The sequence below is a fragment of the Blautia sp. CAG:257 genome (assembly GCF_000433815.1).
Taxonomy (GTDB): Bacteria; Bacillota; Clostridia; order Lachnospirales; family Lachnospiraceae; genus Blautia_A; species Blautia_A caecimuris.
In genome coordinates, this window is sequence record NZ_HF999033.1 from 1 (window position 1) to 13,065 (window position 13,065).

General features: G+C 45.5%; 13 protein-coding genes. 1 reads left to right on the plus strand and 12 read right to left on the minus strand.

Annotated features, from left to right (window positions below):
* Window positions 1-47: 47 nt before the first annotated feature.
* The 6 genes from tsf to QVP40_RS05720 form a co-directional block, all read right to left on the minus strand.
* Window positions 48-986, minus strand: coding sequence for a translation elongation factor Ts (tsf, locus tag QVP40_RS05695; RefSeq protein ID WP_022067526.1), 939 nt, complete (start codon window positions 984-986; stop codon window positions 48-50).
* Between the two features lie 50 nt (window positions 987-1,036).
* On the minus strand, window positions 1,037-1,783 hold the full coding sequence (gene rpsB / locus QVP40_RS05700; protein WP_022067527.1) for a 30S ribosomal protein S2: 747 nt from the start codon (window positions 1,781-1,783) through the stop codon (window positions 1,037-1,039).
* 182 nt (window positions 1,784-1,965) lie between these two features.
* Window positions 1,966-2,775: a pseudouridine synthase gene (locus QVP40_RS05705; RefSeq protein WP_022067528.1), complete on the minus strand. Its 810-nt coding sequence runs from the start codon at window positions 2,773-2,775 to the stop codon at window positions 1,966-1,968.
* Entirely contained in the window at window positions 2,768-4,990 is a 2,223-nt protein-coding gene (locus tag QVP40_RS05710; RefSeq protein WP_022067529.1) for a DUF6449 domain-containing protein, read from the minus strand. Before QVP40_RS05710 ends, QVP40_RS05705 begins: the two co-directional genes overlap by 8 nt.
* The gene (locus QVP40_RS05715; RefSeq protein ID WP_022067530.1) at window positions 4,965-5,867 is read right to left on the minus strand and encodes an ABC transporter ATP-binding protein; all 903 of its coding nucleotides are present in this window, start codon (window positions 5,865-5,867) and stop codon (window positions 4,965-4,967) included. The genes QVP40_RS05710 and QVP40_RS05715 overlap by 26 nt, the downstream gene beginning before the upstream one ends.
* A complete protein-coding gene (locus QVP40_RS05720) occupies window positions 5,864-6,172 on the minus strand; it encodes a GntR family transcriptional regulator (protein WP_022067531.1) in 309 nt (102 codons plus the stop codon). The genes QVP40_RS05715 and QVP40_RS05720 overlap by 4 nt, the downstream gene beginning before the upstream one ends.
* 150 nt (window positions 6,173-6,322) lie before the next feature.
* On the opposite strand from QVP40_RS05720, the gene QVP40_RS13975 reads away from it, so the two are divergent.
* The gene (locus QVP40_RS13975; RefSeq protein WP_390428198.1) at window positions 6,323-6,400 is read left to right on the plus strand and encodes a helix-turn-helix domain-containing protein; all 78 of its coding nucleotides are present in this window, start codon (window positions 6,323-6,325) and stop codon (window positions 6,398-6,400) included.
* A gap of 4 nt (window positions 6,401-6,404) precedes the next feature.
* On the opposite strand, the gene argS is transcribed toward QVP40_RS13975, so the two are convergent.
* The 6 genes from argS to QVP40_RS05750 all read right to left on the minus strand — a co-directional run.
* Complete coding sequence (argS, locus tag QVP40_RS05725; protein WP_022067532.1) at window positions 6,405-8,171, minus strand: arginine--tRNA ligase; 1,767 nt, start codon at window positions 8,169-8,171, stop codon at window positions 6,405-6,407.
* Between the two features lie 35 nt (window positions 8,172-8,206).
* Window positions 8,207-9,076 carry a DegV family protein gene (locus tag QVP40_RS05730; RefSeq protein ID WP_022067533.1) on the minus strand — a complete coding sequence of 290 codons (870 nt, stop codon included), beginning with the start codon at window positions 9,074-9,076 and terminating at the stop codon, window positions 8,207-8,209.
* Between the two features lie 226 nt (window positions 9,077-9,302).
* Window positions 9,303-10,337 carry a hypothetical protein gene (locus tag QVP40_RS05735; RefSeq protein WP_022067535.1) on the minus strand — a complete coding sequence of 345 codons (1,035 nt, stop codon included), beginning with the start codon at window positions 10,335-10,337 and terminating at the stop codon, window positions 9,303-9,305.
* Window positions 10,334-11,779, minus strand: coding sequence for an HlyD family efflux transporter periplasmic adaptor subunit (locus tag QVP40_RS05740; protein ID WP_022067536.1), 1,446 nt, complete (start codon window positions 11,777-11,779; stop codon window positions 10,334-10,336). Before QVP40_RS05740 ends, QVP40_RS05735 begins: the two co-directional genes overlap by 4 nt.
* Window positions 11,780-11,785: 6 nt before the next feature.
* Window positions 11,786-12,625 (minus strand): carbohydrate ABC transporter permease, encoded by an 840-nt coding sequence (locus tag QVP40_RS05745; RefSeq protein ID WP_022067537.1) that lies wholly within the window; start codon window positions 12,623-12,625, stop codon window positions 11,786-11,788.
* Window positions 12,622-13,065 (minus strand): carbohydrate ABC transporter permease (locus QVP40_RS05750; RefSeq protein WP_288200341.1); only part of this gene is annotated, 444 nt, incomplete at its 5' end. The genes QVP40_RS05750 and QVP40_RS05745, both read right to left, overlap by 4 nt.

Consider the following 13,065-nt stretch of genomic DNA (forward strand, 5'->3'; position numbering starts at 1 on the left):
AAATTTAGACTTATTAAAATAATATAATGAAAACTTAAGCTAATGGATTACTTACCCATCTGTTTTGCTACTTCAGCTGCAAAATCCTCTTCCTTCTTCTCGATTCCTTCGCCGGTCTCGAAACGAACAAAGCCTTTGATTGCAACGTTTGCGCCATTTTCTTTAGCAACCTGCTCTACGTATTTAGCAACAGTCTGTTTTCCATCCTCTGCTTTAACGTAAACCTGATCAAGAAGGCAGATTTCTTTCAGCTCTTTGTTGATACGTCCGGTGATCATACCCTGGATAACCTTCTCCGGTTTCTGGGACTCTTTCGGATCGTTCATGATCTGAGCAAGAAGGATCTCTTTTTCATGAGCGATGTAATCAGCGCTCACTTCAGAGCTGTTAGTGTACTGTGGTTTCAGAGCTGCGATCTGCATTGCAACATTCTTAGCCATCTCTTTTACAGCGTCGTTTACAACGTCTGTCTCTACGTCAACAAGAACACCGATTTTTCCGCCCATATGTGTATAGGAAGCAACGAAGCCGTTCTCTTCTTTTACCTGAGCAAATCTTCTGATGTTCATGTTCTCGCCGATAACTGCGATCTGAGCTGCAAGAGCTTCTTTTACAGTCTGCTCGTTGTTCAGTGCCCATGTCTCTGCAAGGAAAGCATCGATATCAGCTGCTGTAGTAGTAAGCGCCTGTGCGGCAACATCTGCAACATAGCTCTGGAATTTTTCATTCTTTGCTACGAAGTCTGTCTCTGCATTAACCTCAACAACTACTGCGCTCTTAGCATCCTCTGCAACAACAGTCTTGCAAAGACCTTCTGCTGCTACACGGCTTGCTTTTTTCTGAGCAGTTGCAAGTCCTTTTTCGCGAAGGAACTCTACTGCTTTATCCATATCGCCTTCTGTAGCTGTAAGAGCTTTCTTACAGTCCATCATTCCGGCGCCGGTCATTTCTCTTAACTCTTTTACCTGTGCTGCTGTAATAGCCATCTCAATTTCCTCCTGGATATTTTTAACCTGAATAATTTAATAAAATAAAATTACTCTTCTACTGTCTCAGCAAACTCCTCAGACTCTGCCTCGATCTCGCCGTCAGCCTCAGCTGTACCCTGGTTTGCCTCGATAACAGCGTCTGCCATCTTGGAAACAATGAGTTTTACGGCACGGATAGCGTCATCATTACCCGGAATTACATAATCAAGCTCTTCCGGATCGCAGTTTGTATCACAGATACCGATAAGCGGAATACCTAATGTATGAGCTTCCTGTACGCAGATTCTCTCTTTTTTCGGGTCAACGATGAAGATAGCGTCCGGAAGACGTTTCATCTCTTTGATACCGCCAAGGTTTTTCTGCAGTTTTGTAAGCTCTTTTCTTAATTCAATAACTTCTTTCTTAGGAAGCACGTCAAATGTTCCGTCAGCCTCCATAGCCTCGATCTCTTTCAGTCTTGCGATACGGCTCTGGATTGTCTTGAAGTTTGTAAGCATACCGCCAAGCCATCTCTCGTTTACATAGAACTGTCCGCAGCGCTCTGCCTCAACCTTGATAGCATCCTGAGCCTGTTTCTTTGTTCCTACGAAAAGGATGTTTCCGCCGTTTGCTACGATGTCAGCGATTGCATTGTAAGCATCGTCAACCATACCTACAGACTGCTGAAGGTCGATGATATAGATACCGTTTCTCTCTGTGTAGATGTACGGAGCCATTTTAGGGTTCCATCTTCTTGTCTGATGTCCGAAATGAACACCTGCTTCCAAAAGCTGTTTCATTGAAATAACGCTCATGTTTTTGTTCTCCTTTTTTGGTTAGATTCTTCCGCGCGGATCATTTTCTATCTGGACCCCGCCGTCACACCGTATGGGCACCATCCATCGGAATCTCCACGCGTGATTATTTTGCAACTCTTGGAGTATAACACACAAAAACCCTCTGTGTAAAGAGGGTTTTCCTGTTTTTAGCTGTATTTTCAGCATTTTTTCTGTTTTTCTGCTGAAGAGCCGCCTGTATTTTTTAATTTTTGAACCTCTTCCTCTGTAAGAGGACGGTATTCTCCTTTTTTCAGTTCATCCGGAAGTGTAAGTGGCCCCATGGAGATCCTTTTCAGATAGATCACAGGCTTTCCCACTGCCTCCATCATCCGCTTGACCTGGTGAAATTTTCCCTCGCTGATGGTCAGAAGCAGTTCTGTATAGCTCTCCGGAAGGTTTTCTGTGCGTACCCGGCGCAAAAGCTCAGTCTTTTCTCTGTCACTGTCTTCCTGAGGAAAAAGCTGCACCTTTGCCGGAAGCGTCAGTCTTTTTTCTCCAATATCAATCCCCTGCTCCAGCTTTTGTCTGTCCTCTTCTGTTACCGTTCCTTCCGCTCTTACGAAATACGTTTTTTCCACATGGCGCGCCGGGGATAAAAGCTCATGAGCCAGTCCCCCGTCATCTGTGATCAGAAGAAGTCCTTCTGTATCCTTATCCAGGCGTCCTACAGGAAACATTCCCTTTCTCGCTTCCGGAATCAGTTCCATCACTGTTCTGTCATATCTGTCCTCCGTGGCGCTTACGTAACCGGCCGGCTTATGAAGAAGATAGTACACAAACTCCGGCGCCATGGATACAGGATTTCCCAGAAACTCCACCCGGTTCTCTTCTGTTATCTTTTGCTCCGGTTTTTTCACAGTCCTGCCATTGACCTGCACCAGACCTTTTTGTATGAATTTTTTTACCTCGCTTCTGGTTCCCTTTCCGGCATCCGCCAGAAATTTATCCAGTCTCACTGCCTTACTCATCTGCCACCTCTCTTTTTTCTTCTTCAACAGAAATTTCTGTGGGGCCGTCGGCCCCTCCTGTAACCTCTGTCCTCTCCGGGTTTCCTGTCTCCGTCAGTTGGCCTTCCCTGTTGTCCGTACTTCTGCTTTCCTGACGGATAAATTCCGGAATGCGGCCCTTCAGGAACTCTGCATAATATTCTTCCCCCTGTTCTGTCTGGAAGATTGCCGTTACATCCGGTTCATATTCTATCCAGGAAAAACTGCCGAAAGATGGAGCCGCCGCCTGAACCAGAGCTTCAAGCTGTTCTTTTTCTGTATATTCTGCAGAGTTTTCTTCTTCTCCCGATTCATTGTAATAGAGGATCCTTGCTTTTTTGATTTCCGTTTCTTCAAAGCTTAAAGGATATCCTGTCTCTTTAAGAACAGCAATCGTATTTTTATAAGAGGGAAAAAGATTTATTTCTCCATATGCATGTCTTTCCGGTTTCTCCTCTCCGGGAACCAGACTGTGTATATCCTCAGCTACCGGAAGTATATAGCTTAGATGAAGCTCCGCAAAAGGAAGAGCAAGCAAATCTTCCGGAGCAGCTTCCTGAATATCTGTTTTTACCGCCTCAATCAGTGTTTTCTGTTTTTCCGGCTGATCCTGAAAAATATCATATCCTCTTCCGTTTCCTGAAATAAAAGAAATATTATCCAGATATGCGGTATCTGAAGCCAGAAATTGTTCTGTTTTATTTTTCAGATTTTCTTCTTTATAAAGATTATACAAAAGCTCACCGCATTCTTCTGTATTTATCACATAACTGCGCTTCACTTCTCTGCCTGACCGAAGCTGATACCCCAGCTGCAAACGGCGAAAAGTTCCTTCTTCTGTCTGTTCTCCTCCATATCTGAACTTTCTGTTTTCCTGATTTTCAACAATTTTCTGCAGAATCTCATAGGTTTCCTCTCCGATTCCGTCTTTTCCGGAAAAAGCATTCTCTCTTTTCTCCCAGGATGTAGAGTCTTCTATAGAGAATGTACCGTCTTCCTGTTCTTTTACATAGTCTGTCATATCGCCGGACAGTGTCATCATATCCAGGTTGAGCGCTTTGATGTCTTCCTGACGGGGAATATAGGCATCAAAATTCAGAAGATCCTTCTGGTAAGTCAGTGCGCATACTGTAACAAGGACCGCCGCCGCAAGCAGCTGTACCTTTTTGGAAAAAAATGCGTGAAAATCCATTTGGTACAATGCTTCTATCATTCCATGAGCAAGTACCGTTCCAAGTATCATTCCAAATACACACCAGATATTCCGAGCGTGACTTGTGGGAATCAGATAAAAAACAAAGCCTGTTCCCATGCCGCACGGCACAACAACCATAAATTTTATTACTGCTGCCAGTTTCCCATACACCATTGGTTTCCCTGCTGCCTCAGACGGCCTGTGTATGTAGGCAAAATAAGAGACCGCTGTAAATATCAATGTCAGAACAAACAGAACAGCCGCCAGTGCTGCGCCCTGTCCAGCCTCATATTTTTGCCAGAACGCAGCCGTCAGAGTAATCGGCGAGGCATAGTCCTCCAATGCTTTAAAAATCCCATATGGATAGTTTGAAGAAAAGGTGTCGAAAAAGCCGTATGCGCAAAATGACATCAAGATTCCCAATGCCGGTCCATATAACTGCATACCTGCCAGGCATAAAACTCCCATGAGAAAATTCCCCGTCACACAAAAAACAAGGACTATACTGAAATAAAACAGAAAGTATAAAAGCAAATGAACAAGCAAAAGTCTGGCAGCCAGCTCCATAAGCTTCAGACTGAAAAATCCTTTTGCCGCTCCTATACAAACCGCAAAAAACTCCATGATCATATAAGGAACAAGATAGTATAAAAGTCCCGTGTATACACGATTCCAGAACATCCGGGAACGCTTTACCGGAAGGCTGTGATAAAAGTCCACCTTTTTGCAGGAATAAACATAGCTGAATCCATTTATGCTGTTCATGATCGCAGCAGCTGCCGCTACCGCTCCTCCTGTAATTACAAGCTTTCCTTTCCAAAGGCCTTCATAAAGAAGCTGAAGCTGTTCCTGTGTATAGCCGGCTGCGCTCCAGTTTCCCACCAAAAGAAGCAGCGCAACCGGAAATGCCAAGAAAAAGCCAAGACTCAAAAACGCAGGAATCCAGCTTTTCCCTCTGGAAACCGTTCTTACATATTCAGAAGAACAGATTTTTAACTTCATAGCCTGCCACCTCCGTTTCACTGATAAAAATTTCCTCCAGAGTCAGTGGGAGAATTTCACAGAACAGAGGATTTTTCCCCTGTATCTTCTCCATGATCTGCTCCCGTGTTCCCCGTACAGTCAGAAGCAGCAGAGAACCCTGATGCTCTGTCTTTAATACATCCATTTCTTTCTGAAGCTGACGTTCCTGGTCTTTGTCTTTCAGGACACACTGGATTTTATGGATATGAAATTTCATGTCCTCCAGATCTCTGGAAAGCAGAATCCCCCCTTTGTACAGAAGTCCCACATGATCGCAGATATCCTCCAGTTCTCTGAGGTTATGAGACGCGATCACCGGTGTGAATTCTCTTCCCATGATCTCTGATGCAAAAAGACTTTTTACTCCCTGGCGCATAACAGGATCAAGCCCGTCAAAAGTCTCATCGCAAAGCAGATATTTTGTACCGGCACTGACTCCCAAAAGCACAAGAAGCTGTTTTCTCATTCCCTTTGAAAAAGTACTGATTCTTTTTTTATCATCCATATGAAACTGCCGCAGGAATTTCGAAAATCTCTGTACGTCAAATTTCGGATAATAATATCTGTAAAAATCCGCTATATCCCGGGGTGTGTAATCAGCCGGAAAATAGCTGTCGTCAGGTATATAAAAAATGCAGGCCTTTGCTTTTTCATTATCGTATATATTTTCGCCGTCAATCTGTATCTCTCCCTCATCCGGCTTTAAAATCCCTGCCGCCATACGAAGAAGAGTGCTTTTTCCTGCACCGTTGCTTCCCACCAGACCAAACACTTCTCTTTCTCCTATTTCAAGAGAAACTTTATCCGCTGCCTTTACAGAGCCAAAAGACTTACTGCAGTTTTTTATCTCTATCATTGGCCATCCTCCTCATAACAGGAGCTTACCACCTGTATCACCTCATCTCTCTGTATTCCCAGGCTCTGCCCTTTTTGTACAGTTTTTCGAAGCTCTCTGCGGTAATCCTCCCTTTTTATTTTCAATATCTGGTTGGCATCTGCCACAAAATTCCCCTTGCCCTTGACCGGATAGATCAGCCCCTCTTGTTCCAGCTCCGCATACGCCCTCTGTATGGTATTGGGATTAATAGAAAGCTCCATGGCAAGCTGACGGACAGAGGGAAGACGACTGCCTGCCGGAAGGGCTTCCTGATAGATCAGCATACGGAATTTTTCTGTCACCTGCTCATAGATCGGCCTGCGATCCTGATAATCTATAATAATGATAAGACTTTCCTCCCTTCTGGCTTATAGTGTATTAACTGTATTGATACACTTATTGTACCATGTATTTAAAATCTATTCAAGATTTTTATACAAGAAAAAACCGCCAGAAGGCTGGGCATAAGCCGCAGCACCCTCTGGCGGATATTAAAAAATAAATCTTTGTAATGTTTTACATACGATCCGGTGCGGAAAATCCCAGAAGATCGATACTGGTCTCCAGAATGCCTTTTGTCACATCAAGGAGCTTCAGGAAGGATTCCTTCTGCGCCTGATCTTCCTCACTTAAAATCTTTGTCCCATGATAAAAGCTGTTAAATGCATTGGAAACCTCGTAGATATATGCACAGATCTTGTGCGGCGCTTTTTCCTCAAAAGCATTCTCCACGGTTGCACCGAATTTTGTCAGCTCCAGCATCAGGTTTTTCTGGCTGTTATTTACTGCAGGAAGCATCTGGATTCCCTCAAGGCTTCCTCCCTCTTCCACATAACGGTTCAGAATAGATTTGATACGCACAATCGTGTAGAGGATGTACGGACCTGTATTTCCCTCAAAAGAGGTAAAGCGGTCAATATCAAAAACGTAATCCTTGGTAGCCTGATTGGAAAGATCGCCGTACTTGATTGCAGACAGACCTACGATCTGAGCTGTCTCTGTGGCATCCTTATCTCTTACGCTTCTGTTTTCTACGATCTTGGTATACATTTCCTGGTCAATATCCGCGATCAGACGTTCCAGACGCATAACGCCTCCTTCTCTTGTCTTAAAAGGCTTGCCGTCTTTTCCGTTCATGGTACCGAAGCCAAGGAAAGAAAGCCTGGTGTCCTCTTTTACAAGGCCTGTCTTTCTCGCGCAGCGGAATACCTGGATAAAATGAAGTTCCTGGCGTTTGTCCACCACATAAAGGATCTCGTCCGGATCATAAAGCTTCATACGCTCTACGATGGTTGCAAGGTCTGTTGTTGTATAAAGAGAAGCTCCGTCTGATTTCAAGAGCATACAGGGCGGGATTTCCTTGGTGTCTGTCTCTTCCTTTACATCTACAACAAGAGCGCCCTGATCCTCATAAGCAAATCCCTGATCCTTCATGGCCTGGACCATATCCGGAATATAAGGCTGCGCGTCAGATTCCTTTTTCCACAGATCAAAGGAAACATTCAGATTATCGTAATTTCTTTTAAGGTCTGTTACAGAAACCTGCATGATATGATTCCAGAGAGCCATATAGCCGGGCTTTCCCTGCTGCAGAAGGTGCGTTGCCTCCAGAGCCTCGTTGCGGTAATCCTCATCCTCTTTGGATTTTCCGCTGGCGCAGGGATAAATCTCTTCCAGTTCTCCAATGGTAAACGGCGCTTCTGCAGGATATTCCCCCTGATAGCTGTCGTCAAAATATACCAGCTCCGGTTTGCGGTGTTTCAGTTCTGTGATGATCAGGCCCATCTGAAGTCCCCAGTCTCCCAGATGTACATCGCCGATCACTTTATGGCCTACAAAACGTCCGATTCTTTTAATGCTCTCTCCGATGATTGCTGAACGAAGATGACCTACATGAAGTGGTTTTGCCACATTTGGTCCGCCATAATCAATAATGATCGTTTTGGGATTTTCTGCCTGGGCAACAGAAAATTTCGGATCCTCTGCCATCTCCTTCAGATAGTCTGCAAGGAACTCTTCTTTTACTTTCAGGTTGATAAATCCGGGTTTTACTACCTCTGCCGCAGAAAATACCCGGCTGTCCTTTAAATATTCCACCACATCATCTGCGATCATAAACGGAGCTTTTTTGTATGCCTTGGCTCCTGCCATTGCCCCATTGCACTGGAACTCACAGAGATCCGGCCGGTTAGATACTGTTACCTTTCCGTACTCCGGATTATATCCGGCTTTTTCAAAGGCTGAGGAAAGTTCCTCTGCCATAATTTCCATCAGTTTCTTCATGTCTTATGACTCCTCGTATTTATTCTTTTCTTTTTTCAGACAGTAACCTTTTTTGAGCAGGCAACTGCAAGAGCTCCATATCCGATATGACAGGCAACGCTTAAAGACAGGGGATCCATCTGGATCTCATAATCAGGAAACATTTCCTGAACCTCTTTTTTGAATTCCTCTGCTTCTTCCTGATTTCCCGTATATGCCATCTCCAGACACATTTCGCCGCGCTTTGCATATTCTGCAAAACGACTGTCGAAATCCTCTTTCATGGCCTTCAGCATCACTCTTTTGGCCTGCTTCTTTCCTCTGACCTTTGAATAGGCGTCCAACTTGTCTCCCTGGATCTGCAGTACCGGTTTCAGATTCAGAACTGTACCGATCGCTGCGGCTGCCGGTGTGATACGTCCGCCTTTTTTGAGATATTTCAAAGTTTCCAATGTAATATAAATGCTGGATTCCCGGCTTTCTGCCTCAAGGATCTCACGGATCTCCGCAGCGCTTTTACCAGCCTGTACAAGCGTCAGCGCATCCATCACAGACTGCTTCTGAGTTACAGAAATCCTCTGGTTATCCACAACCTGAACCTTACCGTCATAATCACGGGCAAGTCCCATGGCCGTTTCACAGGAAGCGCTCAGCCCGCTTGACATGGGAATATGCACGATCTCATCGTATTCTTTTAAAAGTGTATCCCACAGTCCGCAGATTTCACCCGGATTTGGCTGAGAGGTGGAAATAGGTTCATCCTTTTTCAGGCGCTCATAAAACTCCTCCTGAGAAAGCGTAACCCCTTCCAGATACATAACCTCATTAATATAAAAGGGCATCGGCAGAACAGAGATTCCAAGCTTTCTTCCCTCATCCTGCGTAATGCCGCTGTTGCTGTCAGTTACAATGGCAATTTTTCTCATACTGCATTCTCCTTATTTCCTTTATCCTGAAAAATACATGCTGTATACAGTTTAACATACTTTTTGGGGTATCTCAATTAAAAATTTGCCATGATAGTCTCACCTGAATATAAACCCTGCTTCACAAGCTTCTGAAAGCATATTTTCCACTCATATTTTAACACATTTTTCTGAAACGGCAAATCCCGGATACCGAAAGATACCCGGGAGCCTAAAATGTATTTTCTCATGCAGATGTTCTTTTGCTTCTTTCCCTTTTCCATAACAGTGCCAGAATACCAATAAACGCCGAGCCCATTGAACAGCCTGCGCACTTTACAAACTCCAGAATATTCTCCGCCTGCCCCACAGTCTTTGGAAGCATAAGAAAAAGTCTCACTTTTTCTTCCAGCTGCCTGAATTTATCGGACCAGAACTGAAAATCCGACCATCTGGACGGGATCCACTCCTGAGGGATCTCAAGTTTTTTCCAGAGCAGCACTGCGGCTGCTGCCACAATCAGGACGCTGGCTCCTGTCCACATCCACAGGGCGCCCTTCTCCCCCCTGCAAAGCCTTCTCTCCTGGTTTGCTTTCAGAAAGAGGATCCCAAGCACGATCCCCGGAAATATCAGCAGAAACATTCTGGCCGTACTCATAAGAAATCCGGAGTCCACCACCATGCCATTCAGTCCATAAGCCATCAGAAACTGCTCTGCCGTTTTTGAATCCTGCAGTCTCTCGTTTTTCAGAAATACTCTGGTATACATGGTTTCTTCTTTCTCCGGACGGATCAGGATCATCCTCTGCTTCCAGGGAAGCACCTGACGGACCTGATAAGTTTTTTCCCCGTATACAAGCTGGCGCCCCTCTGCCTCTCTGGTACCAAAAAGCTTCCAGGCTGTGTCTCCGTCAATCACGCAGCCTTCTTTATCCTTTTCCCAGAATCCACGGATCCTTTTATCATAAAGACTTCCGTCGCCAACAATTCCCGCTGCCATTACCTGGGCGCTCCGTCCATAGTCCGGCTCTGTAAGTGTGGTCATGCCGCCGTCCCAGTAAAAGCAGGCGCAGGTTTCTGCTTCTGTCTGTTCCAGTGTTTTCACAATCTCCTCTGCCTGTTCTTTTTCCGGATATGTTCCTGACAGAAACACCGAAACAGAAGGTTCTTCCATCATACTGCCAAATGCCAGCACTGCCCCTCCGTAAAAAAGCAGAGCCAGAACTCCCAGAAGCAGACGTTTCCGGGAAACTCCATAAAACGTCCGCTTACCTGGAATCATGATTCCTGCAGCCTTACCCGGCTGCCGTCTGCGATCTCTCTGTCTGTTTCTGTAATGATTTTCTGAGAACCGGAAAGTGTCCCTTCCTGAAGAGCTGCAGTTGTCTCATTTTTTTCGATTACTGTAACCGGAACCTTTCTGGCAACCTGTATTTCTCCCAGAACCGAGTCTCTGGTGTCAAGCACAAGCACATATTCCTGGCCTTTCTGCCCGTAAAGTGCAGAAAGCGGCACACAGCAGGCATAAGGTCCTTCCTCCTTCTGCACAGTAAAATCCACGCTTTCCCCTACGCTCAGCCCACTTTGGGGAACGTCCACAGTAAGGATATAGGTTCCCGGATTTGCAGAATCTTCCTGAACCGACTGAACCACCGCATTCTCCACAACCGTTTTGCTGTTGCCCTCCAGATGCACAGACGATCCTGCGGAAACGTATTCCAGATCGTCCTTTGTGATCACTCCTGTCATACTTAATCCCCCTGTCAGTTCATAGAGAACTGCTGTCGCATCCTGAGCTGTCTGCCCGCCGGTCTGAACAGAAACTGTTTTTACCACGCCATCTGCCGGAGCTGTGATCTCCCCCTTACTCTGCATCAGAACCTTCAGCTTTTCCAGCTCTTCATTCAGATTGTCAAGCTGTGTCTGAAGTGTTTCCTCTGTGCTGTCCTGAGGCGCCGGAAGCGCTGCCTCCTGTTTTGCCCTGTCTGCAGTGGTCACTTCCTGATTCCGGCTCATGATCACCTGATTCAGCGCCTCTGTTTTTGCCCGGACATCATCTGCAAGAGCCTGCTCCTGTGTATCCTCTTCGGAAATAATGGGCTCCTGAGGAAGATTGCTTCCGTCTGAAAAATCAGTCTGTCCCTCTCCCTCGTCTCCAAAATCCGATCCCTGGGACTGCTGCTCCAGTTCCTGCTGCTTCTGAGCCTCTGCTTTTTTCTGTCTGTACTCTGCAAGCCTCTGTTGGGCAATATTCAGCTCATTCTGAGCATTGGAAATGTTAATGTCCCCGTTTCCCAGAGCTGTATCAAGATCCTGCTGTGCCCAGCGGGAGGAATTTTCCCGTTTCTGGGCATCAATGTTTTTCTGGCTCTGGATATCGCTGATCTTCAGAGAAGCCTCCTGGATCTCGTCCTTTTTTTTGTCAATGCTTTCCTGGATACTGCCTTCCAGTAAAGTCATCAGCGGCTGTCCTTTTTTTACTGCTTCTCCTGCCTTTACATGGACCTGAGCGATCTTAATTCCTTCCTGAACAAAAACAGCCGTCTCCTTTGTACTTTCTATTTTTCCTGTTCCCGATACTGTATGGCTGATCAGCTGATTCTGAGGCGCTGACGCCAGTACCTTTGCAACACTGACGGAATCCGCCGCCTTTGACAAAAATGTAAATACAAGCATTGCCGCAAAAAACGCTGCAAACCATTTTAATAATTTTTCCCGCTTCATTTCTTTTTACTCCTTAACTGCCGTAGAAACAATTCCCTGTTCCAGATAATCCTGACCTGCCAGAAATACCAGCACTGCCGGAAGCAGAACAAGAACAGATGCCGCAAAGGCGGTTCCCGCCTGTTCTGTACTGATATTCGGAAGATACAAAGACAACGGCCATTTTTCCTTTGTTTTTAAAAAAGCCATAGGCTGTTCAATAAGATTCCAGTATTCCAGAAACCCCAGAACCAGAGCCGAGATCATTCCAGGAGATCCCAGCGGTATTCCGATTCTGAAAAAGATCCTCAGCTCTCCTGCGCCATCAATTCTGGCAGAATCCATAATTGCTTCCGGAAGCCCCTGAAAAAAACGGTACATCAGAAACACCGGAAAGGTGGAAAACACTGCCGGCAAAATAATCCCTGCCATAGTGTCCAGAAGCCTCATCTGATCCAGAACAAGATAGTTGCTGAGCATCATCACCTGAAAAGGCATCATCATAAGCGCAATATAAATAGTAAATAAAATTTTTTTACCCGGAAACTGGTATCTTGCAAATCCCCATGCCGCCGGAGTTCCCACCAGAAGCTGACCTGCCAGAATCGCTGCTGTAAGCTTTACGGAATTCCAGAACATTACAAAAAATTCCGGGGAGTCAAGAAGAAGCTCCACATAATGCATCATAGTAGGATACTGGGGCATCAGTTTCCAGGAAGCAAAGCCCTCCATATTTCCAAGAACCGGCATAAGAAGCTCTCTGATTTCCATATTGCCCATAAAAGAACCGCAGATAAGAAACAATATGGGAAACACTGCAGTCAATGCCATACAGAAAACCAGACCTGTCAGAAGTTTTTTTGTCATAATGTATCCTCCCTCGCCCAGGCTTTCTGAAGAAACAGAATCAGGATGAGAATCGCCGCTCCTGTTACCACTGCCGCAGCCGCCATTTTATCCAGGGAAAGATCCCGATACCAGTTGTTAAAAAGGTGCTGCAAAAGATACATACTGTCCTGAGGATAGTCTCCTGCCACCAGATACGCCTCCCGGAACACTTTAAAACCGTTTAACAGAGACAGTACCACAATGGTAAAAAGAGAAGGCAGGAGATTGGGAAGAGTGATTTTTATAAAGCATTTCCACTCTCCTGCTCCGTCCACCCTTGCAGCCTCATAAAGAGCAGTTGGAATGGCTCCAAGCCCTGCCACCCACAGAACAATATCGTATCCCAGATTTCTCCACAGATAGCTTACTACCAGCACCCAGAAGGAAGCGTCCGTATTCATCCAGTCCACGCCCTGAAG

Excerpts from the sequence above, each read along its gene's own strand:
- tsf (WP_022067526.1), bottom strand. The coding sequence starts at position 986 with ATGGCTATTACAGCAGCACAGGTAAAAGAGTTAAGAGAAATGACCGGC.
- rpsB (WP_022067527.1), bottom strand. The coding sequence starts at position 1,783 with ATGAGCGTTATTTCAATGAAACAGCTTTTGGAAGCAGGTGTTCATTTC.
- QVP40_RS05705 (WP_022067528.1), bottom strand. The coding sequence starts at position 2,775 with ATGAGTAAGGCAGTGAGACTGGATAAATTTCTGGCGGATGCCGGAAAG.
- QVP40_RS05710 (WP_022067529.1), bottom strand. The coding sequence starts at position 4,990 with ATGAAGTTAAAAATCTGTTCTTCTGAATATGTAAGAACGGTTTCCAGA.
- QVP40_RS05715 (WP_022067530.1), bottom strand. The coding sequence starts at position 5,867 with ATGATAGAGATAAAAAACTGCAGTAAGTCTTTTGGCTCTGTAAAGGCA.
- QVP40_RS05720 (WP_022067531.1), bottom strand. The coding sequence starts at position 6,172 with ATGCTGATCTATCAGGAAGCCCTTCCGGCAGGCAGTCGTCTTCCCTCT.
- argS (WP_022067532.1), bottom strand. The coding sequence starts at position 8,171 with ATGAAGAAACTGATGGAAATTATGGCAGAGGAACTTTCCTCAGCCTTT.
- QVP40_RS05730 (WP_022067533.1), bottom strand. The coding sequence starts at position 9,076 with ATGAGAAAAATTGCCATTGTAACTGACAGCAACAGCGGCATTACGCAG.
- QVP40_RS05735 (WP_022067535.1), bottom strand. The coding sequence starts at position 10,337 with ATGATTCCAGGTAAGCGGACGTTTTATGGAGTTTCCCGGAAACGTCTG.
- QVP40_RS05740 (WP_022067536.1), bottom strand. The coding sequence starts at position 11,779 with ATGAAGCGGGAAAAATTATTAAAATGGTTTGCAGCGTTTTTTGCGGCA.
- QVP40_RS05745 (WP_022067537.1), bottom strand. The coding sequence starts at position 12,625 with ATGACAAAAAAACTTCTGACAGGTCTGGTTTTCTGTATGGCATTGACT.